The 24,110-nt window shown below is 73.0% G+C and carries 26 protein-coding genes; 13 read left to right on the forward strand and 13 right to left on the reverse strand.

Translation table 11 applies throughout. The features are described from left to right. Window positions 1-37: 37 nt before the first annotated feature. The 3 genes from IF37_RS0124115 to IF37_RS0124125 are packed head-to-tail and all read right to left on the reverse strand — an operon-like array spanning window position 38 to window position 1,707. Window positions 38-601 carry a hypothetical protein gene (locus IF37_RS0124115; RefSeq protein ID WP_030746167.1) on the reverse strand — a complete coding sequence of 188 codons (564 nt, stop codon included), beginning with the start codon at window positions 599-601 and terminating at the stop codon, window positions 38-40. Window positions 602-620: 19 nt separating this feature from the next. After that, window positions 621-902, reverse strand: a complete 282-nt coding sequence (locus IF37_RS0124120) for a DUF397 domain-containing protein (protein WP_030746171.1) — start codon at window positions 900-902, stop codon at window positions 621-623. Continuing rightward, window positions 874-1,707 (reverse strand): helix-turn-helix transcriptional regulator, encoded by an 834-nt coding sequence (locus tag IF37_RS0124125; RefSeq protein WP_037856958.1) that lies wholly within the window; start codon window positions 1,705-1,707, stop codon window positions 874-876. The genes IF37_RS0124120 and IF37_RS0124125 overlap by 29 nt, the downstream gene beginning before the upstream one ends. Before the next feature lie 163 nt (window positions 1,708-1,870). Here IF37_RS0124125 and IF37_RS0124130 point away from each other — a divergent pair, with 163 nt between their 5' ends. Continuing rightward, complete coding sequence (locus IF37_RS0124130; RefSeq protein ID WP_030746175.1) at window positions 1,871-2,095, forward strand: hypothetical protein; 225 nt, start codon at window positions 1,871-1,873, stop codon at window positions 2,093-2,095. Then, the gene (locus IF37_RS0124135) at window positions 2,089-2,517 is read left to right on the forward strand and encodes an ATP-binding protein (protein ID WP_037856955.1); all 429 of its coding nucleotides are present in this window, start codon (window positions 2,089-2,091) and stop codon (window positions 2,515-2,517) included. Before IF37_RS0124130 ends, IF37_RS0124135 begins: the two co-directional genes overlap by 7 nt. Here IF37_RS0124135 and IF37_RS0124140 read toward each other — a convergent pair. The 4 genes from IF37_RS0124140 to IF37_RS0124155 all read right to left on the reverse strand — a co-directional run bounded on the left by IF37_RS0124140 (window position 2,474) and on the right by IF37_RS0124155 (window position 7,312). Beyond that, on the reverse strand, window positions 2,474-3,691 hold the full coding sequence (locus IF37_RS0124140) for an MFS transporter (protein WP_030746179.1): 1,218 nt from the start codon (window positions 3,689-3,691) through the stop codon (window positions 2,474-2,476). The two genes, IF37_RS0124135 and IF37_RS0124140, sit on opposite strands and share 44 nt — an antisense overlap. 100 nt (window positions 3,692-3,791) lie before the next feature. Continuing rightward, window positions 3,792-4,841: an endonuclease/exonuclease/phosphatase family protein gene (locus IF37_RS0124145; RefSeq protein WP_030746182.1), complete on the reverse strand. Its 1,050-nt coding sequence runs from the start codon at window positions 4,839-4,841 to the stop codon at window positions 3,792-3,794. 176 nt (window positions 4,842-5,017) lie between these two features. Continuing rightward, a complete protein-coding gene (locus IF37_RS0124150) occupies window positions 5,018-5,647 on the reverse strand; it encodes a TetR/AcrR family transcriptional regulator (protein WP_030746185.1) in 630 nt (209 codons plus the stop codon). 78 nt (window positions 5,648-5,725) lie between these two features. Next, window positions 5,726-7,312 (reverse strand): MFS transporter, encoded by a 1,587-nt coding sequence (locus IF37_RS0124155; RefSeq protein ID WP_030746188.1) that lies wholly within the window; start codon window positions 7,310-7,312, stop codon window positions 5,726-5,728. Between the two features lie 180 nt (window positions 7,313-7,492). On the opposite strand from IF37_RS0124155, the gene panB reads away from it, so the two are divergent. From panB to IF37_RS0124185, 6 genes are all read left to right on the forward strand, one after another. Further along, window positions 7,493-8,359 (forward strand): 3-methyl-2-oxobutanoate hydroxymethyltransferase, encoded by an 867-nt coding sequence (gene panB / locus IF37_RS0124160; protein WP_030746191.1) that lies wholly within the window; start codon window positions 7,493-7,495, stop codon window positions 8,357-8,359. Between the two features lie 257 nt (window positions 8,360-8,616). Continuing rightward, a complete protein-coding gene (locus IF37_RS0124165) occupies window positions 8,617-10,149 on the forward strand; it encodes a zinc ribbon domain-containing protein (RefSeq protein ID WP_030746194.1) in 1,533 nt (510 codons plus the stop codon). Window positions 10,150-10,183: 34 nt separating this feature from the next. Beyond that, window positions 10,184-10,567 carry a hypothetical protein gene (locus IF37_RS0124170; protein ID WP_030746197.1) on the forward strand — a complete coding sequence of 128 codons (384 nt, stop codon included), beginning with the start codon at window positions 10,184-10,186 and terminating at the stop codon, window positions 10,565-10,567. A 13-nt stretch (window positions 10,568-10,580) separates the two neighbouring features. After that, entirely contained in the window at window positions 10,581-11,294 is a 714-nt protein-coding gene (locus tag IF37_RS40915; RefSeq protein WP_052845333.1) for a zinc-ribbon domain-containing protein, read from the forward strand. A gap of 111 nt (window positions 11,295-11,405) precedes the next feature. Beyond that, window positions 11,406-12,431: an ATP-binding cassette domain-containing protein gene (locus IF37_RS0124180; protein ID WP_030746200.1), complete on the forward strand. Its 1,026-nt coding sequence runs from the start codon at window positions 11,406-11,408 to the stop codon at window positions 12,429-12,431. Then, a complete protein-coding gene (locus IF37_RS0124185) occupies window positions 12,428-13,249 on the forward strand; it encodes an ABC transporter permease (protein ID WP_030746203.1) in 822 nt (273 codons plus the stop codon). The genes IF37_RS0124180 and IF37_RS0124185 overlap by 4 nt, the downstream gene beginning before the upstream one ends. Before the next feature lie 13 nt (window positions 13,250-13,262). Here IF37_RS0124185 and IF37_RS0124190 read toward each other — a convergent pair whose 3' ends face one another. Continuing rightward, the gene (locus IF37_RS0124190; protein ID WP_030746206.1) at window positions 13,263-16,514 is read right to left on the reverse strand and encodes a BTAD domain-containing putative transcriptional regulator; all 3,252 of its coding nucleotides are present in this window, start codon (window positions 16,512-16,514) and stop codon (window positions 13,263-13,265) included. Between the two features lie 240 nt (window positions 16,515-16,754). On the opposite strand from IF37_RS0124190, the gene IF37_RS0124195 reads away from it, so the two are divergent. Next, window positions 16,755-17,555 carry a site-2 protease family protein gene (locus IF37_RS0124195; protein ID WP_030746209.1) on the forward strand — a complete coding sequence of 267 codons (801 nt, stop codon included), beginning with the start codon at window positions 16,755-16,757 and terminating at the stop codon, window positions 17,553-17,555. On the opposite strand, the gene IF37_RS0124200 is transcribed toward IF37_RS0124195, so the two are convergent. From IF37_RS0124200 to IF37_RS0124210, 3 genes are all read right to left on the reverse strand, one after another. Beyond that, window positions 17,545-17,763, reverse strand: coding sequence for a hypothetical protein (locus tag IF37_RS0124200; protein WP_030746211.1), 219 nt, complete (start codon window positions 17,761-17,763; stop codon window positions 17,545-17,547). The genes IF37_RS0124195 and IF37_RS0124200 overlap by 11 nt on opposite strands. Before the next feature lie 74 nt (window positions 17,764-17,837). Beyond that, window positions 17,838-18,542 carry an NADPH-dependent F420 reductase gene (gene npdG / locus IF37_RS0124205; RefSeq protein ID WP_030746215.1) on the reverse strand — a complete coding sequence of 235 codons (705 nt, stop codon included), beginning with the start codon at window positions 18,540-18,542 and terminating at the stop codon, window positions 17,838-17,840. Between the two features lie 37 nt (window positions 18,543-18,579). After that, complete coding sequence (locus tag IF37_RS0124210) at window positions 18,580-19,653, reverse strand: exo-alpha-sialidase (protein ID WP_030746218.1); 1,074 nt, start codon at window positions 19,651-19,653, stop codon at window positions 18,580-18,582. A gap of 101 nt (window positions 19,654-19,754) precedes the next feature. Between IF37_RS0124210 and IF37_RS0124215 the strand changes: the two genes are divergently transcribed. Then, the gene (locus tag IF37_RS0124215; protein ID WP_030746221.1) at window positions 19,755-20,354 is read left to right on the forward strand and encodes a hypothetical protein; all 600 of its coding nucleotides are present in this window, start codon (window positions 19,755-19,757) and stop codon (window positions 20,352-20,354) included. A gap of 55 nt (window positions 20,355-20,409) precedes the next feature. Here IF37_RS0124215 and IF37_RS0124220 read toward each other — a convergent pair whose 3' ends face one another. Further along, window positions 20,410-20,646 carry a hypothetical protein gene (locus IF37_RS0124220; protein WP_030746224.1) on the reverse strand — a complete coding sequence of 79 codons (237 nt, stop codon included), beginning with the start codon at window positions 20,644-20,646 and terminating at the stop codon, window positions 20,410-20,412. Window positions 20,647-20,704: 58 nt separating this feature from the next. Between IF37_RS0124220 and map the strand changes: the two genes are divergently transcribed. Together map and IF37_RS0124230 are read left to right on the forward strand one after the other, a co-directional pair. Beyond that, complete coding sequence (map, locus tag IF37_RS0124225) at window positions 20,705-21,562, forward strand: type I methionyl aminopeptidase (RefSeq protein WP_030746226.1); 858 nt, start codon at window positions 20,705-20,707, stop codon at window positions 21,560-21,562. A 113-nt stretch (window positions 21,563-21,675) separates the two neighbouring features. Then, the gene (locus IF37_RS0124230; RefSeq protein ID WP_030746229.1) at window positions 21,676-22,014 is read left to right on the forward strand and encodes a biliverdin-producing heme oxygenase; all 339 of its coding nucleotides are present in this window, start codon (window positions 21,676-21,678) and stop codon (window positions 22,012-22,014) included. 19 nt (window positions 22,015-22,033) lie between these two features. Here the strand turns inward: IF37_RS0124230 and IF37_RS0124235 are convergent, their stop codons facing one another. Beyond that, window positions 22,034-22,717 (reverse strand): PhzF family phenazine biosynthesis protein, encoded by a 684-nt coding sequence (locus IF37_RS0124235; protein ID WP_030746232.1) that lies wholly within the window; start codon window positions 22,715-22,717, stop codon window positions 22,034-22,036. A 244-nt stretch (window positions 22,718-22,961) separates the two neighbouring features. On the opposite strand from IF37_RS0124235, the gene efeO reads away from it, so the two are divergent. Beyond that, the gene (gene efeO, locus IF37_RS0124240) at window positions 22,962-24,098 is read left to right on the forward strand and encodes an iron uptake system protein EfeO (protein ID WP_030746235.1); all 1,137 of its coding nucleotides are present in this window, start codon (window positions 22,962-22,964) and stop codon (window positions 24,096-24,098) included. Window positions 24,099-24,110: the final 12 nt, after the last annotated feature.

The raw sequence follows: 24,110 nt of genomic DNA on the forward strand, positions 1-24,110 counted from the left end.
GGGTCCTGGTGGCCTCACACCCCCTGCGCGTCGCGCGCTACGCGATCGGCAGCCCCAGGGAATGGAGCGTGCCCGGCGGCACATCGGCACCGTCGAGCGCGTCGGCGAGACGCAGGGCGCGGTCCGCGATGACGAGGTCACGGGGCTGTTCGGGCACGACGTGACCAGTGCGCGCCAGCCAGGCGGCGATACCGCGCCAGGAGTAGAACTCCGTACCGCCGGCCGCGCTTTCCGGCTCCGGGAACCCGTCCGGCCTCCCCCGCCCTCCGATCGGCCCGAGCAGTTCCCGTCCGCAGCGCTGGGCGGCTTCGGCCAACGTCACGGTGTCGTCGTACCGCACACCGACCGCCCGCAGGCCCGGGATGAGCCGGACGTCGCGCGCCACCTGTGCCACGGCGTCCAGGAGTGTCGGGGCTTCCACATCGCACGACAGCTCCCGCAGCGTGGCCGGGTCCGGAAGGCGCGCGTACTCCGCGGGGTTCTCGGGGCCCAGTGTGTAGGACACCGAGCCGTCGGCGAAGGCATCGCAGTGGTCGAAAGCATCGGCCTGCTCGGCGTTCAGGGGCTGATTGACCAGAAGGGTGAAGCTCCACTCGGGCACGGTGGCGGTTCCTGGATGGTCACGGTGTCTTCAGGGAGGCGATGAAGGGGGTCCAGGCGGTGGGGGTGAGGAGGAGCGCGGGGCCGTCGGGGACCTTGGAGTCGCGTACGGGGACTACGCCGGGGATGTTGTCGGCGACTTCTACGCAGTGTCCGCCGTCGCCGTTGCTGTAGCTGGACTTGCGCCAGAGGGCGGCGCCGGGGAAGTCGGTGGCCACTTCTACGCAGTTGCCGCCGTCGCCGTTGCTGTGGCTGCTCTTGACCCAGAGTGCTTCACTCAAGTCGATCCCCTTGCTTGCCATTTCGGTAATCCTCTGCCGCGGCCTTGATCATGGCGAGGGACGTGTCTGGTGACAGCGCAACGGCCCTGAGCCGATCGTATGCCTTGCGGTACTGCTTCACGAGGGCCGGATCGTCGATGGTGTCACCGCTGTAGGACGCCTCGGTGTAGACCAGCGGTGGTGCGTCCGGGAAGTCCATGACCATGATGGACGCGGCCATGAGCGGATACGCGCCGCTGTTCCGCGGAACGATCTGCGGAGTGATCCGGTGCCGGTCCGCCAGCTCCGCGATGTGGTCGAGCTGCGCCGTCATGTCCTGTACCGCCAGGAACGGTTCGGTGATCAGCGACTCGTGCAGGATCGCCCAGTACTCCGGAGTCTCGTGATCGTCCTCGAAGAGGCGGGCGCGGGCGAGTCGGGCCGTCACCTTCTCCTCGACCCACTCGCCGGAGGCCGCCGGGTGGGCCGACCGGACCAGCGCACGCGCATAGGGCGCCGTCTGGAGCAGCCCGGGAAACGTGACGGGGCTCCATTCCTCGATGGACTCCGCGTGCCGCTCCGCTTCGAGGACCTTCTCGAAGTACGCGGCATGCGGCCCCCGCCTCGCCCTCCGCACATCCTCGCACCGCCGCTCGAAGAACCCGTCCGTCCCCAGTACCCGGTCCGCGTGCCGGGCCAGGTCGAGCGGCATCCTCCTCTCCCCGCGCTCGATGTCGCTGAGGTAGGTCTTGCCGTAGAAGCTGCCTTCGAGGAACGCCTCCAGTGACAGGCCCGCCGCCTCCCGCTTCCAGCGCAACTCCTTGCCGTAGAAGGTCGGGACGCTCATCGAGCCGTCGATGTCCTTGCCCTTGGCCACCTGCTCACCGCCGTAACTCACCGTGCCGTTTTCGCTCTTCGCGCCGCGGACGCGAATCGGCTTTCACGGTAGCGAGCGGGGCGACACTCTGTGAGGTGTTCGTCACACATCACACAGAAGGCCGCACCCCCACATGCCCGACGACTCCCCCACCGCCCACGACGTCATCCGCTGCGTGGAGGAACTCCGCGCCGCCCTCGCCCTGCACGGCATCACGCTGCCCTCGCTCCGGGTCGATCTGCCGACCTTCGCGGGTACCTACGACCCGCCCGCCGGACTCGTCACGCTCGGCAACTGCAACACGGCCACGGCACACGCCCTCGCCACCGCGCTGCGGAAGGCGGCGGCCGGGTGCTGACCTCGCTGGAATTCCGGCTCCTCGCGACAGCGAAGGCCGCGCCGGAGCTGCGCCACCGCCTGCGCGACCACGGCCACGACGTCCGGCTGTGCGCGACGGAGCTGCTCACGAACGTCATCGACCACCTGGGCGAGGGCACCCCGGTGACCGTACGGGTGATCGGGACGGCTGCGGAGCACGGCCGTGTCCGCGTCGAGGTGACCGACCCCGCCCCCGACTCGCCGCCCGTCCTGCGGTCCGCCGCCGGGTGGGAGGAGTCGGGCCGGGGGCTGGCCCTCGTGGACGCGCTCGCCGAGCGGTGGGGGGTCGACGTGGGGCCGGACCGCAAGACGGTCTGGTGCGAGCTGGTGGGCGACGGGCGGGCGGACGGCCGCCCGGTCAGTGGTGCAGCGCGCCCGACGGCTCCGGCACGTGGGAGGTGACGACCCGCCCCACCGACGGCGTCTCCCGGCGGCGGTCGACCGCGTACGCCACGCTCGCCACGCCCAGGCCGATCACGGCCAGCGCCGCGCCGGTGACGGCGGGGGACGTCGTGCCGAAGCCGGCCGCCAGGGCCAGGCCGCCGATCCAGGCGCCGCCGGCGTTGGCCAGGTTGAAGGCCGCCTGGTTGGCGGAGGAGGCGAGGGAGGGGGCCGCCGCGGCCTTCTCCATCACCATCAGCTGGAGCGGGGAGCCGGTGACGAAGGCCGCCATGCCCAGCAGGGCCACCCCGAGGGCCGCGCTCCACTCGGCGCGCATCAGCAGCGGGAACAGCGCGAGCACGGCGGCCAGCGACGCCAGGCCGCCGAACAGGGTGCCCCGCAGCGAGTGGTCCGCGAGACGGCCGCCCAGCAGGTTGCCGGCCGTCGCGCCCACCCCGAAGAGGGCCAGGAGCAGGGTCACGTTCGTCTCGGCGAAGCCGGCCGCGTCCGTCAGCATCGGCGTGATGTAGCTGTACGCCGAGAAGAGCGCGCCGAAGCCGGCCACCGTGGTGCCGAGGGCCAGCCAGACCGGCAGGGACCGCAGGGCGGCCAGTTCGCCGCGCAGGCCGGCGGGCGGGGCGGAGTGGGCCCGCTCGCGGGGGATGAGCAGCGCCAGGGAGGCGATCGCGGCCAGGCCGATCGCGCTCACGCCGACGAAGGTCGCCCGCCAGCCGAGGTGCTGGCCCATGAGGGTGGCGGCGGGGACGCCGGCGATGTTGGCGACGGTCAGGCCGAGGAACATCAGGGAGACCGAGCGGGCCTTGCGCTCCGGCGGGACCATCGACGTGGCGACGACCGCGCCCACGCCGAAGAAGGCGCCGTGCGGCAGACCGCTGAGGAACCGGGCCGCCAGCAGGGAGCCGTTGCCGGGCGCGAGCGCGGAGAGCGCGTTGCCGACGACGAACAGGCCCATCAGGCCCATCAGGACCGTGCGCCGGGACATGCGCGCGGTGACGGCGGCGAGCAGCGGGGCGCCGATGACGACGCCGAGCGCGTACGCCGAGACCAGGTGCCCGGCGGCCGGGATCGAGATGTGCAGGTCGTCCGCGACGTCGGGGAGCAGGCCCATCATCACGAACTCGGTGGTACCGATGCCGAAGGCGCCCACGGCGAGGGCGAGCAGGGCCAGGGGCATGAAGGGACCTTTCGAGACGGAGCGAAGTGCCGTGCGGGTGGGAGACCCGCAGTATGTTCCTCGGCGGAACATACGCTCCCAGGTCCGGTATTCCAGCAGGTTACGAGCGTGTGTCCAGGTTCACACGGGCCGCCACCGGCAGATGGTCGCTGTCGGTGCGGGGCAGCGTCCAGGAGCTCTCCGGCTCCACGCCCTTGACCATGATCTGGTCGATGCGGGCCATCGGGAACGACGCCGGCCAGCTGAAGCCGAACCCGCTGCCCGCCGCGCCCTGCGTGGAGCGCAGCTGGGAGGTGACCGCGTTGAGCGCGCGGTCGTTCATCGTGCCGTTGAGATCGCCGAGCAGGACGACGCGCCCGACGGTCTCGTCGGCGATCGCCTCGCCGAGCGCGTCGGCGCTCTTGTCCCGCTGCCGCGCGGTGAACCCGGCCTCCAGCTTCACCCGGACCGAGGGCAGGTGCGCGACGTAGACCGCGACCGGGCCCTCGGGCGTGGTGACCGTGGCGCGCATCGCCCGCTTCCAGCCGAGCTTGATGTCGACCGCCTTGACGCCGGTCATCGGGTACTTGCTCCACAGCCCGACCGTGCCGACCACCGCGTGGTGCCGGTAGGTCGGCGCGAGCGCCTTCTCGTAGACGGGGACGGAGGAGGCGGGCAGCTCCTCCAGGGCCAGCAGGTCGGCGCCCGAGGCGGCGACGTCGCGGGCGGTCGCGGCCGGGTCGGGGTTGTCGGCGTTGACGTTGTGGGTGGCGACCATGAGGTCGCCGCCGCCCGCCTCCCGGTCGGTCAGCAGTCCGCCGAAGAGGTTCAGCCAGACGATCGCCGGCAGCAGCACGGCGATGAGCGCGGTCGCGGACCTGCGCACCACGCCGAGCACCAGCAGCACCGGGACGGCCAGCCCCAGCCAGGGCAGGAACGTCTCGGTGAGGCTGCCGAGATTGCCCACCACGTTGGGGATGTGCGCGTGCACCAGCATCACCAGGGCGAGCAGCAGGGAGAGCGCGGCGAGGACGGCGCCCCGGCGCCAGATGCGGTGATCGCCCCGCCAGCCGGCGAACAGGCCGCGCGCCAGGCGCCGGAGCCGGGACCCCGGTCGCTCGGGCCCCGAGCCGCCGTCCGCCGTCTCCGTCATGTACGCCTGCTGCGCCATACCGTCTGCCTCACTGCCTGCCGTGCACACCGTTCATCCCGACACTAGGGGATGATCGGCTCCGTTCCCGCCGTCCCATGACGGGCCGTACGGAAGACGAGGACGAGCGGGCCGGTGGCGCGAGTTCCGGTCGCCCCCACCGTGGGCGGATCTGTGACGAAACGCTCACACGAGTGCTACGAGGCTGTGGAACTGACGGGGCGTAGGCCGGCCAGGACCATGTCGACGATCTGCTCGGCCAGCCCCTCGGGCAGTTCCGCTTCGGGGCGCAGCACGGCGCGGACCAGGAGCGGCCCGACGAACAGGTCGTTCGCCAGCTCCACGTCCACGTCCGCGCGCAGTTCGCCGTCGCGCTGGCCCCGGCGCAGCACGTCCAGGACCTGCCGGCGCCGGGGCGCTATGACGTTCTCGTGGTACGCGGTCCAGATCCTGGGGCTGGTCTTCATCTGGGTGTGCGCGTTGTGCAGCAGGGCCGAGGAGCGGCTGGCCAGTGCCCGCTGCCGCAGGTTCTCCAGCAGGGCGAGGAGGTCGTCGCGCATGGAGGTGCCGGGCAGCTCGGGCTCGGGGGGCTCGGCCGCGCGGACCACGTCGACGAGGAGTTCCTCCTTGCCGCTCCACCGGCGGTAGATGGCGGCCTTGCCGACCCCGGCGGTGCGGGCGATGCGCTCGATGGACAGCTCGGCCAAGGGCACGCCGTCCTCCAGGAGCCGCATCACTCCCTCCAGGATGGCGCGTTCCACCGCCTCGCTGCGCGGGCGGCCCCGCGCGGGTGTGTCCGGTCGCGGCCGGCTGCCGGCAAGGCTCACGTCGTTCCGTCCTCTCGCTGTGCCGCGGTGATTGTCCCGCGGCCGCCTCCTTCCCCCGTGAGCGGTGTCCGCCGGCCCTCAGTCCGCGGCCTCGATCAGTTCCGGTTCCCGCTCGCCCCGCCGCCCGGCCGGCGGTCTGCCCGGCAGGAACAGGGCGGTCACCACGGCGCCGGCGAGCGCGACACCCGTACCGCACAGGGCGGTGACGTGCATGGCGTGCAGGAACGCGTCGTGGGCGGGGCCGACCAGGGCCTCGCCCCGCGGGCCGAGCTTCTCGGCGACGCCCAGGGTGGCCTCGATGGACTCGGCGGCGGTGTCGCGCAGGCCGGGCGGCAGCACGCCGAGACTGCCCTCGACGCGGTCGCGGTAGGAGGTGGCGAGGACCGAGCCGAGGACGGCGATGCCGAGGGCGCCGCCGACCTGGCGGAAGGTGTTGCTGAGCGCGGAGGCGGAGCCGGCCTTCTCGCGCGGCAGGGCCTGCATGATCACCACCGAGGTCGGCGTCATGATGTGCGCCATGCCGGTGCCCATGAGGAAGAAGTCGGCCTCCAGCAGCCAGATCGGGGTGTCGGCCTCGAAGCCGGCGAACGCGGCCAGGGTCACCGCGATCAGCAGGAGACCGGTGGTGGTGGTCGCCCGGTTGCCGAACCGGTCGACCAGCAGCCGGGCGCGCGGCGCGAAGACCAGCTGGGCGAGGGCGAGCGGCAGCATCAGCAGGCCGGACTCCAGCGGCGAGTAGCCGCGCACGCTCTGGGTGTAGAAGACGCCGAAGAAGGTGACGCCCATCAGCGCGAAGAAGACCAGCGCGATGGCGCTCATGGCGGCCGAGAAGACCTTGTTCCGGAAGTAGGTGACGTCCAGTGACGGATGGTCGCTGCGCGCCTCGAAGACGACGAAGCCGGCCAGCACGACGACCCCGGCGAGGCTGGTCGCCAGCACCTTGGCGTCGGTGAAGTCGGCCAGTTCGCCGCCCTTGATGATGCCGTAGACCAGCAGCACGAGGCCGACGACGGACAGGACGACGCCGATGGGGTCGAGGCGGCCGGGCCGGGGGTCGCGGGAGTCGGGCACCAGCCACGCCATCAGCGCCAGCGCGACGATCACGATGGGCACGTTGACGAGGAAGACCGAGCCCCACCAGAAGTGGTCGAGGAGCGCGCCGCCGGTGATCGGGCCGATGGCGATGGCGAGGCCGACGCCGCCGGCCCAGATGCCGATGGCCTTGGGCTGTTCCTCGCGCTCGAAGACGTTCATGAGGACGGCGAGGGTGGCGGGCATCACGAAGGCCGCACCGAGGGCCATCAGCGCCCGGTAGGCGATCAGCTGGCCCGGCGAGCCGGACTCGGCGGCGAGGGCCGAGCCGATGCCGAACACGGCGATGCCGGCGAGCAGCACCTTCTTGCGCCCGAGCCGGTCGCCGACGAGTCCGGCGGTGAACAGCAGACCGGCGAAGACGAGGGTGTAGGAGTTGATCGCCCACTCGATCTCGCTCTGGGTGGCGCCGAGGCCGGTCGGCGCAGGGGTCGCGATCGTCTTGATGGCCACGTTCAGGATCGAGTTGTCGAGTACCACGATGAGCAGGCTCAGCATCAGGACGCCGAGGATCGCCCAGCGGCGGCGGTGGACCGCCTCCGGTATTCGGGCGGCGGGAACGGGACGTGTCATGTGTTCGAGGCTAGGAACATTCCGATACGGAACGGTCCCGTATCTTATTTCTTTGCCAAGGGCTTACGTGGGCCGGGATCACTGGGCCCCCCTCTGGTTCCTTCCGGCACGAGGTGCCACCATGGAGGCGATCCGGGGACGCCGTCAGGGCGCCTCGAGATGACTGAAGGAGCCGTTGCCATGACGCAGCTTTCGGCTGCCCGGAACACGCCTGCCGACGGCGGCAAGGCGCTGTACGGCGGGAAGGGCACCCGCCGCATCACCGTCCGCGACATCGCCCTCGCCAAGGAGCGGGGCGAGAACTGGCCCATGCTCACCGCCTACGACGCGATGACCGCGTCGGTCTTCGACGAGGCCGGCATCCCGGTGATCCTGGTCGGCGACTCGGCGGGCAACTGCCACCTCGGGTACGAGACCACCGTGCCCGTCACCCTGGACGAGATGACCATGCTGTCGGCCGCCGTGGTGCGCGGCACGCAGCGCGCCCTCATCGTCGGCGACCTCCCGTTCGGCTCCTACCAGGAGGGTCCGGTGCAGGCGCTGCGCTCGGCGACCCGGCTGGTGAAGGAGGCCGGGGTCGGCGCGGTCAAGCTGGAGGGCGGCGAGCGCTCGCACGAGCAGATCCGGCTGCTGGTGGAGGCCGGCATCCCGGTGATGGCCCACATCGGGCTGACCCCGCAGTCCGTCAACGCGATGGGCTACCGGGTGCAGGGCCGCGGCGAGGAGGCGGCGCAGCAGCTGCTGCGGGACGCGAAGGCGGTGCAGGACGCGGGCGCGTTCGCGGTGGTGCTGGAGCTGGTCCCGGCCGAGCTGGCGGCCGAGGTGACGCGGGTGCTGCACATCCCGACGGTCGGCATCGGCGCCGGGCCGCAGACCGACGCCCAGGTGCTGGTGTGGACCGACATGCTGGGGCTGACGTCCGGCCGCGTGCCGAAGTTCGTCAAGCAGTACGCGGACCTGCGCGCGGTCATGACCGGCGCGGCGAAGGCGTTCGCCGAGGACGTCGTCGGCGGCGCGTTCCCGGCGGAGGAGCACTCCGTCCACTGAGCCACCGCCGCACCACGGACAGCCCGCCGATCCTCCCCCGTCGGCGGGCTGTCCGCTTTTCCCGGCGGTCGGCCCGCCGGAGCCGGCCACGCCGACCCCGCACAGCCAGGCTCTGGCCACAACTCGTGTTCCCCTCGGGGCAGTTGACACCGCGCCGTGTAACGGAGTGGCGTCGATAACCCGCCGGGGCCTGACCCGCCTCCGGGTCGGTGGTGCACTGGTCGGCGTGGGACGTCTCACATCCGGGGGAAGCGACGATGACCGAGACCCAGACCCAGACCTTCTGCTCCGAGTGCTCCGCCGCCACCGTGCCGGGAGCGGCCTTCTGCGGCACGTGCGGGGCCGCCCTGGCGACCGCCGGCCACGCGGACGCGCCGGACGGCCTCGCCGGCCCCCGCTGGGACGGCGGCCGGGACCTCACCCGGTACATGTGCGCGGCCGTCTTCCTGGACCGCCGGTACGCCGACTCCCTCATCCGGGACGTCGCCGCGGAGCCGCACCTGAGCGTGGCCCCGGCCCCCGGGTGCGACGTACCGGTGGTGCTGCGCCACGCCTACGAGGCCAACGCCCGGCGGCACGCCAGGGACCTGGTCCTGGCGGTCGAGTTCCTGGTGCTGGTCATCGGGCTGCTGGTGCTGGGCAGCGGCCTGACCGTGCTCCTGATGCTCCTGCTGGGCTGGCTGACCACGCTGGTGTTCGCGCTCTCCACCCAGTACGGCGAACGCCTCCAGCGGCTGCGGCCGGACCGCTTCGACCCGGAGCAGGCGCCCCCGCCGCCCAACGAGTCCGTCGCCCGGCGGCTGCGCCAGATCGACGAGTACGCGCACGGCAACCTCTCCGTCTACAGCGGTTTCTCGCCCTTCACCGGTTACGGCCAGCAGCTGGCCTCGTGGTCGCTGACCTTCGACGTGACCGCGTCGGGGCGGCCCGGCGTGACACCGCGAAACTTCGACGTCGCCGACCTGTACGCCCACGTCGCCCGGCGGGTCGGCGAACTGTCGCTGCCCTGCCTGGAGATGCAGGAGCGGGTCTTCGTGGAGGGAACGGCGCTGCTGGGCGACACCCGCTTCCTGCCCGACCCCCTCGGCCGCCCCGTCGCCCGGATCGGCGCCGACCAGCTGGACGCGCTGAAGCGGGCCCCGGAGGAGACGGCCCGCGCCTATCTCGTCACGCACTCCTCGGGCTGGGGCGGCGAGCTGGTGACGTCGATGTTCCTGCGGCTCGTGCGCTCGGACTCCAACCTGTTCGTGGAGGCCCTGCCCACCGTGCTCTGCCCGCTGCTGGACCGCTACCGCACCATCGACGACCTCATGCTCCGCCCCTCGCCGCGCGAGTTCCTCACGATGGTGCTCCAGACCCTCGCCAGCACCCCCTTCGTGCTGTTCGCCTCGCCGGCGCGCGCGGTCACCGGCTTCTTCCCGGACTTCGGCATGCGCGGGCGGCTGCGCAAGCAGCACCGGCAGATCACCCGGCTGGGGATGTTCGACTACGGGGCACGCCACAGCGTGCGGCAGCTGGCCTCCGCCACGGACCACCGGCGGTACTTCCAGAAGGTCGACTCCGGCATGGTCCTCAAGACCGTGGAGCGCCGCATCCTGGTCGCCCTCGTGGAGTTCGCCCTGGAACACGACATCGACGCGGGTGATCTGATCAAGCGTCAGGAGACCATCATCAACAACGGCATCATCGCCGCCGCGGGGGCGACGGTCGAGTCCAGCTCGGTCGCCTCGGGCGACCGGTCCCGTATCTCGACCATCCTCAAGAAGATCCCGCTGCCCAACACGGACTGACAGCGGCGGTACGACGCCACGAACGGGGAGCGACATGCACGGACACAGCAACGACGGCGTCATCGCCACGGGGAACGCCCAGGTCAGGAACGCGGTGGTGGCGAGCGGCAGCAACGCCCGCGTCGACTTCCGCGTCACGGAGGGGGAAGGGGCCCGGGCCGCCGACGGCCGACCGCCGACCCCGCAGGAGATCAGCGCGCTGCTGGCCCGGTTCGTCGAGGAACTGCGCCGGTCGGACCACCCGGAACGGGACGACCTGGCGGAGTTCGCCGAGGACGCGCGCGAGGAGCTGGCCGCGCCGGAACCCCGTGCGGGGAAGCTGCGCCGGGTCGCGAAGGCGCTCGTGGAGGCCGTACCCGGCTTCACCGCGCTGGCCTCGCTCGCGGTGACCATCGAAGAAGCCGTGCGCGGCCTGTAGGCGGAGGCGGGCCATGCACTTCTGTGTCCACTGCGGCGCACGCGTCGAGGACGCGGCGCAACCGCTCTGCCCGCGCTGCGGGGCGCCGCTCGCCGCCGGGGAGCGGCGGCCCGGCACCACCGGTCCGGGCGGCTACTTACGCGTGGGCGCCACCCGGCTGCCGGGCTGGCTGCCCTGGGCCCTGGGAGCCGTCCTGGTGGCCGGCGGGGTGACGCTCGCGGTGGCGGTCGCCGACCGCCCCGACAGCTCCTCGGCGGGCGGCTTCCCGGCGGGCCTGGTGACCCCCGGCCAGTCGTACGACGGCGCTGGCCTCTCCCCCTCCCCCTACGACCCCGGATACGAGACCCCGCCGACCCACCCCGCCGACGACTACTCCTCCCCCGCCGGCCAGCCGTCCGACGACAGCGGCGGCGACACCCCCGAGCCCTCGGACACCGGCGACGGCAGCACGGTCGTCACTAGGTACTACGACCACATCAACGCCGGCGACTACACGGCGGCCTGGAACATGGGCGGCTCCACCCTCTACCCGGGCTCGTACGCGGACTGGGTGGCAGGCTTCGCCACCACGGCGCACGTCGACGTCACCGCCTCCGACGACGGCTCCGGCACGGTGAGCGTCGACATCAGGGCGACCCAGGACGACGGCACCGTCAGCGTGTTCAAGGGCACCTACGCCGTCTCCGGCGGAAAGATCACCGGCGCCGACATCCGGCAGGTCTCCTAGGGCCTCTCCGGCAGCCCCCGCCGGAGCCGGGCGGCGGCTGTCGGCGGTCTGTCGGTGGTCTGTCGGTGGTCTGTCGGTGGTCTGTCGGTCGCGGCTGGCACCGTTTCCGGCATGACGCGAATCGACGACGACCCCGCCGGCGGACGTTCCGCCGTGACCGTACGGGGGCTGGTCAAGCACTACGGCGAGACCAAGGCGCTGGACGGTGTCGACCTGGACGTGCGCGAGGGCACCGTGATGGGTGTCCTCGGGCCGAACGGCGCCGGCAAGACCACCCTCGTACGCATCCTGTCCACCCTGATCACCCCGGACGCCGGCCGGGCCACCGTGGCCGGCTACGACGTCGTACGGCAGCCCCGGCAGCTGCGCCGGGTCATCGGCCTGACCGGGCAGTACGCCTCGGTGGACGAGAAGATCCCGGGCTGGGAGAACCTGTACCTGATCGGCCGGCTGCTGGACCTGTCCCGCAAGGACGCCCGGGCCCGCGCCGACGAGCTGCTGGAGCGGTTCTCGCTGACGGAGGCCGCCCGGCGCCCGGCGGGCACGTACTCCGGCGGTATGCGCCGCCGGCTGGACCTGGCCGCCTCGATGATCGGCCGGCCGGCCGTGCTGTACCTGGACGAGCCGACCACCGGCCTCGACCCCCGCACCCGCAACGAGGTGTGGGACGAGGTGAAGGCGATGGTCGGCGACGGCGTCACCGTGCTGCTCACCACCCAGTACATGGAGGAGGCCGAACAGCTCGCCTCCGAGCTGACCGTGGTGGACCGCGGCCGGGTCATCGCCAAGGGCGGCATCGAGGAGCTGAAGGCCCGCGTCGGCGGGCGCACGCTGCGAGTGCGCCCGGTCGACCCGCTCCAGCTGCCCCCGCTCGCCACGATGCTGGACGAGCTGGGCATCACCGGGCTCGCGGCCACCACCGTGGACACCGAGACCGGCACCCTGCTGGTGCCGATCCTCAGCGACGAGCAGCTGACCGCCGTGGTCGGCGCGGTCACCGCGCGCGGCATCACCCTCTCCTCCATCACCACCGAACTGCCCAGCCTGGACGAGGTCTTCCTGTCCCTCACCGGCCACCGCGCCGGTGCCCCGCAGGACGCCACGCCCGCCGACGACCGCCAGGAGGTCGCCGTATGAGTTCCGCCGCCCTCTCCCCGGCCGCCGCGCAGGCCGACACGCCGATCCCGCTCCGCGCCCACCTGCGGCACACCGGCGCGCTGATCCGCCGCAACCTGCTGTGGATCCGGCAGGACCCGGAGTCGATGTTCGACGCCATCCTGTTCCCGGTCGTCTTCACCCTGCTGTTCGTGTACGTCTTCGGCGGCTCCATCGGCCAGTCCCTGGGCGGCGGACAGGACCGGTACGTCCAGTACGTGATCCCCGGTCTGCTCGCCATGATGGGCATGAACATGGCCCAGGGCGTGGGCACCGGTTTCAACCAGGACTTCAACTCCGGTGTGATGGACCGGTTCCGCTCGCTGCCCATCGGGCGCGGCTCCGTCCTCTTCGCGAAGATCGCGGTGGAGCTGCTGCGGATGCTGTTCGCCACCGGGGTGCTGCTGGTGGTCGCCCTGCTCGTGGGGTACGACGTGCGGAGCTGGAGCGGTCTGCTGGCCTCCGTGGCACTGTCCGCGGTGTTCGGTTCGGCGCTGATGTGGGTGTTCCTGACCCTCGGCGTGGTGATGAAGAGCGCCCAGTCGGTGCAGGCGATGGGCTTCCTGGCGCTGATGCCGCTCCAGTTCGGCTCGTCGATCTTCGCGCCGACCGCGTCGATGCCGGGCTGGCTCCAGGCGTTCACCGACTACAACCCGCTCTCCGCGCTGGCCGACTGCGCGCGCGGACTGATGCAGGGCGGACCGGTCGCGCACCCGCTGTGGGTGACGCTGATCTGGTCGGTGGGGCTGACCGCGGTGATGGCCCCGGTGGCCGTCCACAAGTTCCGCACCAAGAGCTGACGTCCGGCGCCGGTCAGAACAGGGCGGTGGCCTCCGCGAGGGAGAGGCCACCGCCCTCGGCGTACGCGGCCCGGTAGGCCGGTCCGTCGAGCTTCTCCCTGATCCGGGCCTCGGCCATGGCGTGGCTCCGCCGTTCCACGCCGGAGACGACATGGCCGGACGGCAGCAGCGCCCGGGAGGCGGCCAGGCAGCGGGCGGCGTCGGCGGCGCGGCCGTCGTCACCGGCGAGGGCCATCGCGGCGACACCGAGGCAGGCGGCGGGCAGGTGCGGGGTGACGGCCCGGGACAGCGGGTCGGCGGAGAGGGCCAGCGCCCGGCGCACCCCGGCCAGGGCCCGCTCGGTCCGCTCGTCCACGGCGTCCAGCCATGCCTCCTGGCACAGCAGCATGGCGTCGAAGACGACGAAGCGCGCGATCGGCAGTTCCTCGCGCAGCAGCCGCACCTCCTCGCGCGCCTCGGCGGTGCGGCCGGTCAGGCCCAGCCAGCCGGCGAGGAAGAGCCGGGCCATCGGCATGGCCTCGTGCAGGGCGCTGTCCTGGCTGTCGATGACGTCCCGGAGCATCCGCTCGCCGTGCTCGGTCTCGCCCGCCTCCACCAGCACGCTGCCGAGGCGGGAGCGGAGCACGGCGACCTGGGCGCGGGCGCCGAGGCGTTCGGCGTGCTCGATGGCGGCCCGGTAGTCGGCGGCGGCCTCGCCGTAGGCGCCCTCGCGCTCGCGGGCCTCGCCGCGGGCGGAGAGCGCCTCGGTGACGCCCCAGCCGTCGCCGAGGCGGCGGAAGATCTCCAGGGACTCGTCGGCGTCCCGGGCGGCGTCACCGGCCCAGACGGCGCGGTTGGCGCGGAAGTTGGCGCGCAGCTGGAGCACGCCCGCCAGCTCCCACTCGAAGCCGGGGGTGTCCCGGCAGGTGCGTACGCAGGCGTCGACGATGGTGGGCAGCCGGTCGGCGTCGCCGGTCAGCAGCACGGCGAAGAACCACAGCAGGCCCGGCGCCCGGCAGGTCTGCGGGATGCCGGGCTCGTAGACCCGGGTCACCGCGCGCAGCTTCTCCTGCGCCTCGGGCGTCTGCCAGGCGTCGATCTCGGTGTCCATGCAGGCCAGGTGGGCCAGGTGGACGCCGCGCCGGGCCTCGGTCAGGGTCTCGCCGGTGTACGGGGGCGGGGCGTCGGTGCAGCGCCGCCACACCGGGGCGGCACGGCGGACCGGGGCGGCGAACGGGTCGGGGCCGAGCGTCATGACCTCCTGGCACCAGGTGCGGGTCTCGACGCGCTGGTCGCGCATCTGCCAGAACCAGAGCAGGGAGTGGACCAGGCACAGCCCCTCCTGTTCGTCGCCGAGGGCGACGGCGTGCCGGAGGGCGGTGCGCAGGTTCTCGTACTCCAGCTGGAACCGGTCGATGGCGGCGCGCTGTCCGGGGCCGCGCAACAGCGGGTCGGTGGTGCGGGCGAGTTCCCGGTAGTACGTCAGGTGGGCGCGCTCGGTCTCGGTGCGGCGCCCGGTCTCGGCGAGCCGTTCGGCGGCGTACTCGGCGACGGTCTCCAGCAGCCGGTAGCGCATCCCGCCGTCGTCGGCGGGGGCGGCCACCACCAGGGACTTGTCGACCAGGGAGCCGACGGCGTCCAGCGCGGCCGGTCCGCACACGGCCTCGGCGGCGGCCAGGTCGCAGCCGCCGGCGAAGACCGACAGCCGGGCGAGGACGTCCCGTTCGGCCGCGTCCAGCAGGTCCCAGGACCAGTCCACGACGGCCCTGAGGGTCTGCTGGCGGGGCAGTACGGTCCGGCTGCCGGAGGTGAGCAGCCGGAAGCGGTCGTCGAGCCGGTCGGCGATCTGCCGGGGGGTCAGCATCCGCAGCCGGGCCGCGGCCAGCTCGATGGCGAGCGGCAGGCCGTCCAGGCGGCGGCAGATCTCGGCGCACGCCTCGGGGTCGTCGTCGGTCCGGAAGCCGGGGCGGGCCGCCGCGCCCCGGTCGGCGAGCAGCCGCAGCGCGACCGGCTCGGGCAGCGGTTCCACCGGCCGCACCAGCTCCCCCGGTACGCCGAGGGGTTCGCGGCTGGTGGCGAGGACGGTCAGCTCGGGGCAGCGGGCCAGCAGGGTCTCGGTGAGCCGGGCGGCGGCGTCGACGACGTGCTCGCAGTTGTCGAGGACGAGCAGCATCCGGCGCCGGGCGCAGTGCTCCACGAGCCGTTCCAGGGGGTCGTCGTGCCGGTCGGCGACCGCGCGCATGCTGTCCACGCCGGCGCCGTGCAGCACGGTCTCGCGGGCGCCGATCGCGGTGAGCACGGCCTGCGGCACCGCTTCGGGGTCGTCCACGGGGGCCAGTTCGGCGAGCCACACGCCGTCCCGGACGGTGGGCCGCAGCACCGCCGCGGCCTCCTGGGACAGCCGGGTCTTGCCGGCGCCGCCGGGCCCGAGCAGGGTGACCAGGCGGGCCCCGGCGAGGTCGGCGCCGATGGTCCGCAGGTCGGATTCGCGGCCGACGAAGGAGGTGAGCCGGGCGGGCAGGTTGCCCGGGCGGGCCGCCGGCCGGAGGTCGTCCGGTTCCTCGCGCAGCAGCTCGGCGTGGAGGGCGCGCAGTTCCGGTCCGGGGTCGGAGCCGAGCCGGTCCGCGAGCAGCCGCCGCACCTCCTCGAAGGCGGCGAGCGCCTGGGCGGGGCGGCCGGCGTCGCGCAGGGCGCGCAGTCGCAGCGCCTGGAGCGGCTCGTCCAGCGGGTGGTCGTCGCACAGGGCGGTCAGTTCGGGCAGCGACCGCCCGGCCTGGCCGAGGGCGAGGGCGGCGGTGTGCCGGGCGCGCAGGGCGTCGAGGCGGCGGGTCTCCCAGCGGGCGGCCTCGGCGGTGCGGTCGGGCAGGTCGGCGAGGGCGGGCCCGTGCCACAGGGCGAGGGCGTCGTCGAGGACGGCGGCGGCCTTGGCCGGGTCGCCGTCGGCGAGGGCGGCGAGGCCGTCGCCGGTGAGCCGGTCGAAGCGGGTGAGGTCGACGTCGTCGGGGGCGGCGGTGAGCCGGTAGCCGCCGTCGGCGGAGGCGACGGCGGAGGCGCCGAGGGCCCGCCGGAGCCGGCCGACAAGCGCCTGGAGCGCGCCGGTGGCGTCGGCGGGCGGGTCGGCGCCCCACACCTCGTCCACCAGCACGGCCGCGGGTACGGTGCGGCCGGCGCGGAGGGCGAGCACGCTCAGCAGGGCGCGCAGCCGCGCCCCGCCGACCGGGACGGCGGTGCCGTCGGGGCGGATGGCCTGGGTGGTGCCGAGCAGCCGATAACGCACGGGGTCCATTGTGTCCGGAGCGGTCAGGAACGGTCTTTGGCGGTCGGAGTCAGGTCGGGAGGCAGGCCGGGGTCGGGTCGGGTGCCGGGTGGCGAGGGCCCGGCCCGCCGGCCCGCGGGGAGCACCCGCGGCGGTGCCCTTCCCCCACCCTCCAGGAACCGGGCGGGCACCGCGAGACGTTTTCCCCGCGTGTCCGCGGCCGGTACGGTCGCAGTCCCCGATCATTTCCGGCCGTACAGGAGTCCGCCCATGACCACCGCCACCACCCGCCACGGCGACCGGCAGGTCAGTCCCGTGTTCGTCGGCATCCTGGCCGTGACGGCGGTGACCGGCTGGGCCACCTGGACCGGGTTCGCCGCGCAGCCGGGCGTGGCGGTGTTCCTGTTCGTGACCGCGGCCTGGATCGTCTCCCTGTGCCTGCACGAGTACGCGCACGCGCGCACCGCCCTGCACGGCGGGGACATCACGGTCGGCGCGAAGGGCTACCTCACGCTGAACCCGCTGAAGTACACACACGCGCTGCTGAGCATCGTGCTGCCGGTGCTGTTCGTGATCATGGGCGGGATCGGCCTGCCCGGCGGCGCGGTGTTCATCGAGCGGAACCGGATCCGGGGCCGCTGGCGGCACAGCCTGATCTCGGCGGCGGGCCCGCTGACGAACGTGCTGTTCGCCGCGGTGTGCACGGCCCCCTTCTGGCTGCACGCCCTGGACGGCGTGCCCGCGGACTTCCGGTACGCGCTGGCCTTCCTGGCGCTGCTCCAGGTGACGGCGGCGATCCTGAACTTCCTGCCGGTGCCGGGCCTGGACGGCTACGGCGTCATCGAGCCGTGGCTGTCTTACCAGGTGAAGCGGCAGGTGGAGCCGTTCGCCCCGTTCGGTCTGCTGTTCGTGTTCGCGCTGCTGTGGCTGCCGTCGGTGAACAGCGCGTTCTTCGACGTGGTCGACGCGGTCATGCGCGCGCTGAACGTGGACGCCTTCTCCCAGTACTGCGGCGAGGCGGGGTACCGCTTCTGGGAGGACGGCCCGGAGATCTGCTCGCTCAGCTCGTGACGGACGTGTCCCGCGCGGCGGCGGTCCGGCCGCGCTTGACGTAGTACCAGGTCATGTTGGACGACAGACCGGCCAGCAGCACCCAGACGATCCCCAGCCAGCTGCCCTGGACGAAGGAGACGACCGCCGCGGCCACGGCGAGCACGCAGACGACGAGGGTGTAGAGGGCGAGTCGCCGGGTCGGGCTGGGCGGGGGCACGGGGGGCATGACGGGGGGCTCCTGTCGGGGACACTGTTCGGGCACTGCTTCGCCGACCAGTGTCCCCCATGGCTCCGCGCGGCTCACACGTCGGTGACCCGCAGCCCGGCGTGCGCCTTGTAGCGGCGGTTGACGGAGATCAGGTTCGCGACGAGCGACTCGACCTGGTGGGCGTTGCGCAGCCGGCCCGCGAAGACACCCCGCATGCCGGGGATGCGGCCGGCCAGCGCCTGCACGATCTCCACGTCGGCGCGCTCCTCGCCGAGCACCATGACGTCGGTGTCGATCCGCTCGGTCTCCGGGTCCTGGAGCAGGACGGCCGACAGGTGGTGGAAGGCGGCGGTGACCCGGGAGTCCGGCAGCAGGGCGGCGGCCTGTTCGGCGGCGCTGCCCTCCTCGGGCTTCAGGGCGTAGGCGCCCTTCTTGTCGAAGCCGAGCGGGTTGACGCAGTCCACGACGAGCTTCCCGGCCAGTTCCTCGCGCAGGCCCGCGAGGGTGTCGCCATGGCCGTCCCACGGCACGGCGACGATCACGATGTCGCTGCGGCGCGCGGCCTCGGCGTTGTCGGCGCCCTCGACACCGTGCCCCAGCTCGTCGGCGGCGGCCCGGGCGCGGTCGGCGGAGCGGGAGCCGAGGATCACCTTCTGGCCGGCCCGGGCCAGCCGGTGGGCGAGGCCCTTGCCCTGCGGTCCGGTGCCGCCGAGCACGCCGACGACGTACCCGGAGACGTCGGGCAGGTCCCAGGGGTCCTTGGCGGGGGCCTTCTGTGCGCTGTCGGTAGAGGTCATGGGCCGACTCTACGTCCGCGCCGGCCGGGGTACCGGATCAGGTCAGCCGCCGCAGCGGCACCCGGCGGAAGGTGATCGTCTCGTACGGGCCGAAGTCGCCCGTCTCGTACAGCAGCCCGACCGTGTGCGGGTCGACGCGGACCAGGTCGGAGTAGGCGGCGGGCAGGCCGTCGACGGTGTACGCCGGGCGCCAGGTGGTGCCGCCGTCGGCGGAGACCCGGAGGGTCATCAGGGCGCGGGCGGCGGGGTCGGCCGGGCCGGAGAACAGCAGCAGGTCGGGGTCGCGGAGCTGGAGCACGCTGCCCTCGCAGACCGGTGCGGCCAGCCCGGCCTGCGGGCGGAAGGGCTTGACGAGGGTCTTCCCGCCGTCCCTTGAGTGGGCGTCGGCGCGGTTGCCGGGGGAGGGCGAGTCGTTGCGGGTGTTGAGGTAGACGCGGCCGTCGGGGAGTTCGGCGGCGGTGGTCTCGTTGACGTTGACGTAGCCGTCGGTGTTCTCGTCGAGGTAGCCGAGGTACCAGGTCGTGCCGCGGTCGTCGCTGAGCAGGCAGTGCCCGGCGTTGTACCTGGCCTCGGCGCCGGTGTCGGTGCCGGTGGGCGGCAGGGTGTGGTTGGCCGGGATCAGGACGCGGCCGGAGGAGAGCTGGAGGGCGTGGCCGGGGGTGGTGGCGTACCACCGCCAGCCGGGCTTCTTCACCTGCGGGGTGATCTCCCGCGGCGCGGACCAGGTGCGGCCGTCGTCGTCGCTGTGCCGCACCCATACGCGGCGGCCGTCGGCCTCCCCGACCCGGCCGCGCAGGATGGCGGCCTCGGTGGCCGAGGCGGCGGCGCGGACGTGGACGAGCAGCACGCGGCCGGTGTCCAGGACGACGGGGGCGGGGTTGCCGGCGAGGCCGGGCCCGTTGCTCGCGGCGACCTGGAGCGGGCCCCAGGTGCGGCCGCCGTCCGTGGACCGCTTCAGCACGATGTCGATGTGCCCGTGGTCGGCGGCGGAGTCGGCGCGGCCCTCGCAGAAGGCGAGCAGGGTGCCGGAGCGGGTGGCGACGACGGCGGGTATGCGGAAGCTCGCGTAGCCCTCGCGGCCCGCGCGGAAGGGGACGGTCGTCTCGGTCATCGGGCGGCTCCTCGGTCGGGGTGGTCGGGGCCCTTCCCCGGGCCGGGCGAATTCCCGGTGAACTCCGCGTCACGAGTCGCGTGTTGCGGCAGGATGCGGCCATGGACGCCGTACGGGTCGCGTTGCTGCGGGAAGTGCTCGCCGGGACGGAGTGGCTGGGGGCCACCCGGAGGTTCGCGGGGGTGCTGCGCGGCTCGGTGGTGGCGCACGGCGGCGGACTGCTGCTGGTGGGCACGCCGGAGTACGAGCCGTGGCACCTGGCGGCGCACCTGGTGGACGAGGCCGCCTGGTCGGGCACGCCGGAGCTGGCGCCGACGCTGGTACGGCAGCACCCGCGGCCCGGTGATCCCGCGCACCTGGCGGTCGGGCCGGGCCGGATCGCGGCGGCGCGGCGCGGTGAGACCCTGCTGGTGGTGGCGCCCGGGGAGCCCGCGCCGCTGCTGGAGCGGGTGCACGACGCCCGGCGGGCCGGGGTGACGGTGCTGGCGCTGGGCGCGGACGGCGGCGAGCTGGCCGCGATGGCGCACGACGCGCTGGCCGTGCCGGCGGGGGCGGAGCTGGACCTGGACACCGTGCAGCACCTGGTGAGCGCGGCGGCCGGGGAGAACGCGGGGGTTCCCGCACGGGGCCGGCACGGCTTCCGCGACCGGGTGTCCAGGCTGCTGGAAGTCCTGACGGCACCGCCGCCGGCCTCGTGGTGAGCCGCCGCACGCCGACCCGCCTGATCCGGCCCCGCCGGATCGCAGGGGGAAGGGGTCAGTCCTCGTCGGCGGGGGTGCCGCCGGACGACGCGTCGTGCCAGCGCGGGTCGTTCTCCCACTGGAGGTTGCGCTCGGCGGCGGTCTCCATGGCGTGCCGGGCCTCCTCCGGGGACGCGTACGGCCCGAAGCGGTCCTTGCCCGGGCAGTCCGGGCCCTCCTCGACCTTCTTGTGCTCCAGGCAGTAGAACCACTCGCCCGCCTTGCCGGCGGTGCGCTTCTTGAACAGGGCCATCGACAGCTCCTCTCGCCACCGACATGTTCCCCCATGTCCGCTGGTTAGACTCGCTGGCATGTCTGGCCAGTCGCTGCTCGTACCAGGGGAGCTGTCCCCCACCCGTCCGGTTCCCGGAAACATCCGCCGCCCCGAGTACGTCGGCAAGCCCGCGCCGGCGCCGTACACCGGGCCGGAGGTGCAGACCCCCGAGACCATCGAGGCGATGCGGACCGCGGGCCGTATCGCCGCGCGGGCGATGGCGGAGGCCGCGAAGATCATCGCGCCCGGGGTCACCACGGACGAGCTGGACAAGGTCGCGCACACGTACATGTGCGACCACGGCGCCTACCCGTCCACGCTCGGCTACCGCGGTTTCCCGAAGTCGCTGTGCACCTCCGTCAACGAGGTCATCTGCCACGGCATCCCGGACTCGACGGTCCTCAGGGACGGCGACATCGTCAACCTGGACGTGACGGCGTACATCGGCGGGGTGCACGGCGACAACAACGCCACCTACCTGGTGGGCGACGTGGACGAGGAGTCGCGGCTGCTGGTGGAGCGGACCCGGGAGTCCCTCGACCGCGCGATCAGGGCGGTGAAGCCGGGCCGGCAGATCAACGTCATCGGCCGGGTCATCGAGTCGTACGCCAAGCGCTTCGGGTACGGCGTGGTGCGGGACTTCACCGGCCACGGCATCAGCACCTCGTTCCACTCCGGGCTGATCGTCCCGCACTACGACAGCCCGCACGCGACGACGGTGATGCGGCCCGGCATGACCTTCACGATCGAGCCGATGCTGACGCTGGGCACCCACGAGTACGACATGTGGGACGACGGGTGGACGGTCGTGACGAAGGACCGCAAGCGGACCGCGCAGTTCGAGCACACGCTGGTGGTGACGGAGACGGGCGCGGACATCCTGACCCTGCCCTGACCCGCCCCGGCCGCCGCCGGCCCGCCCGAGCCCGCTCCCTGACGGGGGCGGGCTCCCTCTTGTAGGCTTTTACCGACAGACTGTCGGCAAAAGGGGGCGGCCCATGGCGGCCCATGGACTCCTTCTCGACGCTCATCCGCACCGCGTCGCGCGAACAGCACACGGCGGCGGAGACCTCGGCGTTCATGGGCGACCTGCTCGGCGGCCGGGTCATCCGGGACACGGCGGAGCGGACGTGGGGCTTCGCGAGGAAGGGTGACGGGGTCCGGTTCTACGTCTTCGAGGGCATCGCGAACCCGGCCGCGTTCAAGCGGGGTTACCGGCGGCTGCTGGACGCGATACCGGTGGACGACCTGGAGAGGCAGCGGGTCGTGGCCGAGTGCCGGGCCGCGTTCGCGCTGAACGCGGCCGTCTTCCGCGCGCTGGGCGAGGAGTTCCCGCTGTCGGCGTGAGCGCCGCCCGCCGGGGGGCTCAGCGCTCCAGGTGGACGCGGCCCCCGACCTCCACCCAGCCGTGCGGCTGCGGTGCGGTGAGGATCTGCGAGCCCCGGCCCTGGGCGATGTTCAGGGCGCGGCCCAGCCGGTCGGTGAGCAGCAGCGCCCCCGTGCCCGTGGCCTCGTCCTCCTCGGGGCCGTCGGCACGGCCGGGGAAGGCGCGGGCCCGGACCCGTCCGCCCGCCTCGTCCTCCCAGGCCCAGGCGTACAGCCTCTCCCCGGCCCCGTCCGCGGGGACCTGCGCCCCGCCCGGCCCACCGGGCGGCGGCACCTCCAGCGCGTCCACCTCGGCCGCGCTCGCGTACCGGCGCAGGGTGTGCGGCGGCGCCCACTCCGCGCGGGCCTCGATCCAGCTGAACTCGCCGTCCAGCCGGACCCCGACGACACCGGCGGGCGTGACCAGTTCGGGCACGTCGAGCAGCCAGGCCGCACCCACGCAGGGACGGCCGGCGAAGGGCAGACGCCGGGCGGGCGTGTAGATGTCGATCACTCCGCGCTCGGGGTCGTCCACGAACACGGTCTCGCCGAAGCCGAGTTCGGCCGCCAGCGCCTGCCGGTCGGCGCGCGCGGGCAGCACCGAGCCGTCGCGGACGACGCCCAGCTCGCAGCCGTAGCCGCCGTCCGGCCCGCAGAAGACGCGGAGTACGTCATAGTCGGTCACCGGGGCATTGAAACACCGCCGCCCGCCCCGGCGCCCGCCGGACCGGGTGGCCGCCGGGCAGGGGTCGCGCCCGCCGTTTTGACCTCCGCTTTGCCGACCTGTTGCATCGACTTTGAGCCATCGCGTTCAGGCCGTGTCCGTGTTCGCGCCGTGAGAGCAGAATCACCGACGGCGAGGGTGTCGGTGAGGTAAGCCTCATGTAAGTTAGGGCAGCCTCACCAGATCAGATCCGCCTGGAGCCTGTATGCGAGCCGTCCGACCGACCGTCATCGCCGCCGCGACCGCGGCCGCTCTGACCGCCCTCTCGGCCTGCACCGCGAAGAGCGATGCCAAGGGCGGTGACGCCATCCAGGTCACGGCTGCGGACTCCACCTGCGAGACCTCCGCGAGGTCGGTGCCGGCCGGCCAGGTCACGCTGAAGATCGAGAACAAGGGCGCGAAGGCGACCGAGGTCGAGATCCTGTTCCCGGACGACCGGATCGTCTCCGAGAAGGAGAACATCGGACCGGGCACCAAGTACACGCTCACCGCCGAGGTGAAGGCCGGGTCGTACGAGATCGCCTGCCGGCCCGGCATGAAGGGCCACGGCGTCCGGCAGAAGCTGACCGTGACCGGTGGCGGCGCCACCGCCAAGCGCGACCCCCGGCTGGACAAGGCGGTCGCCGACTACCGCCGGTACGCCCAGGACCAGGCCGACGAGACGCTGCCGAAGGCCGAGGCGTTCGCCGAGGCCGTCCAGGCCGGCGACCTGGACGCGGCCAGGAAGGCGTACGCCCTCTCCCGCCTCGGCTGGGAGCGCACCGAGCCGGTCGCCGAGTCCTTCGGCGACATCGACCCGAAGGTCGACGTCCGCGAGGACGGCCTGGAGGACGGTCAGAAGTGGACCGGCTGGCACCGGCTGGAGAAGGCGCTCTGGCACGACAAGAAGATCGGCGCCGAGGAGAAGGCCCTCGCCGGGCAGCTGGTGACGGACCTCAAGGACTGGCAGAACCGGGTCGGCAAGGCCGAGATCACCCCGACCTCCATGGCCAACGGCGCCAAGGAACTGCTGGACGAGGTCGCCAAGGGCAAGGTCACCGGCGAGGAGGACCGCTACGCCCACACCGACCTGGTCGACTTCAAGGGCAACGTCGAGGGCGCCCGCAAGGCGTACGAGCTGCTGGAGCCGGTCGCCGCGAAGAACGACCCGGCGCTGGCGAAGGAACTGGACAAGCAGTTCACGGCGCTGGACACGCTGCTGGACAAGTACCGCACGGACAAGACGTCGTACGACTTCGTCTCCTACGACAAGGTGACCGGGGAACAGCGCAAGGAGCTGTCGGACGCGGTGAACGCGCTCGCCGAACCGCTGTCCAAGCTCGCCGCCACGGTCGTGAAGTAAGCGAGGGACAGG

It is taken from the genome of Streptomyces sp. NRRL S-31 (assembly GCF_000718775.1).
In the GTDB taxonomy this organism is placed as follows: Bacteria; Actinomycetota; Actinomycetes; order Streptomycetales; family Streptomycetaceae; genus Streptomyces.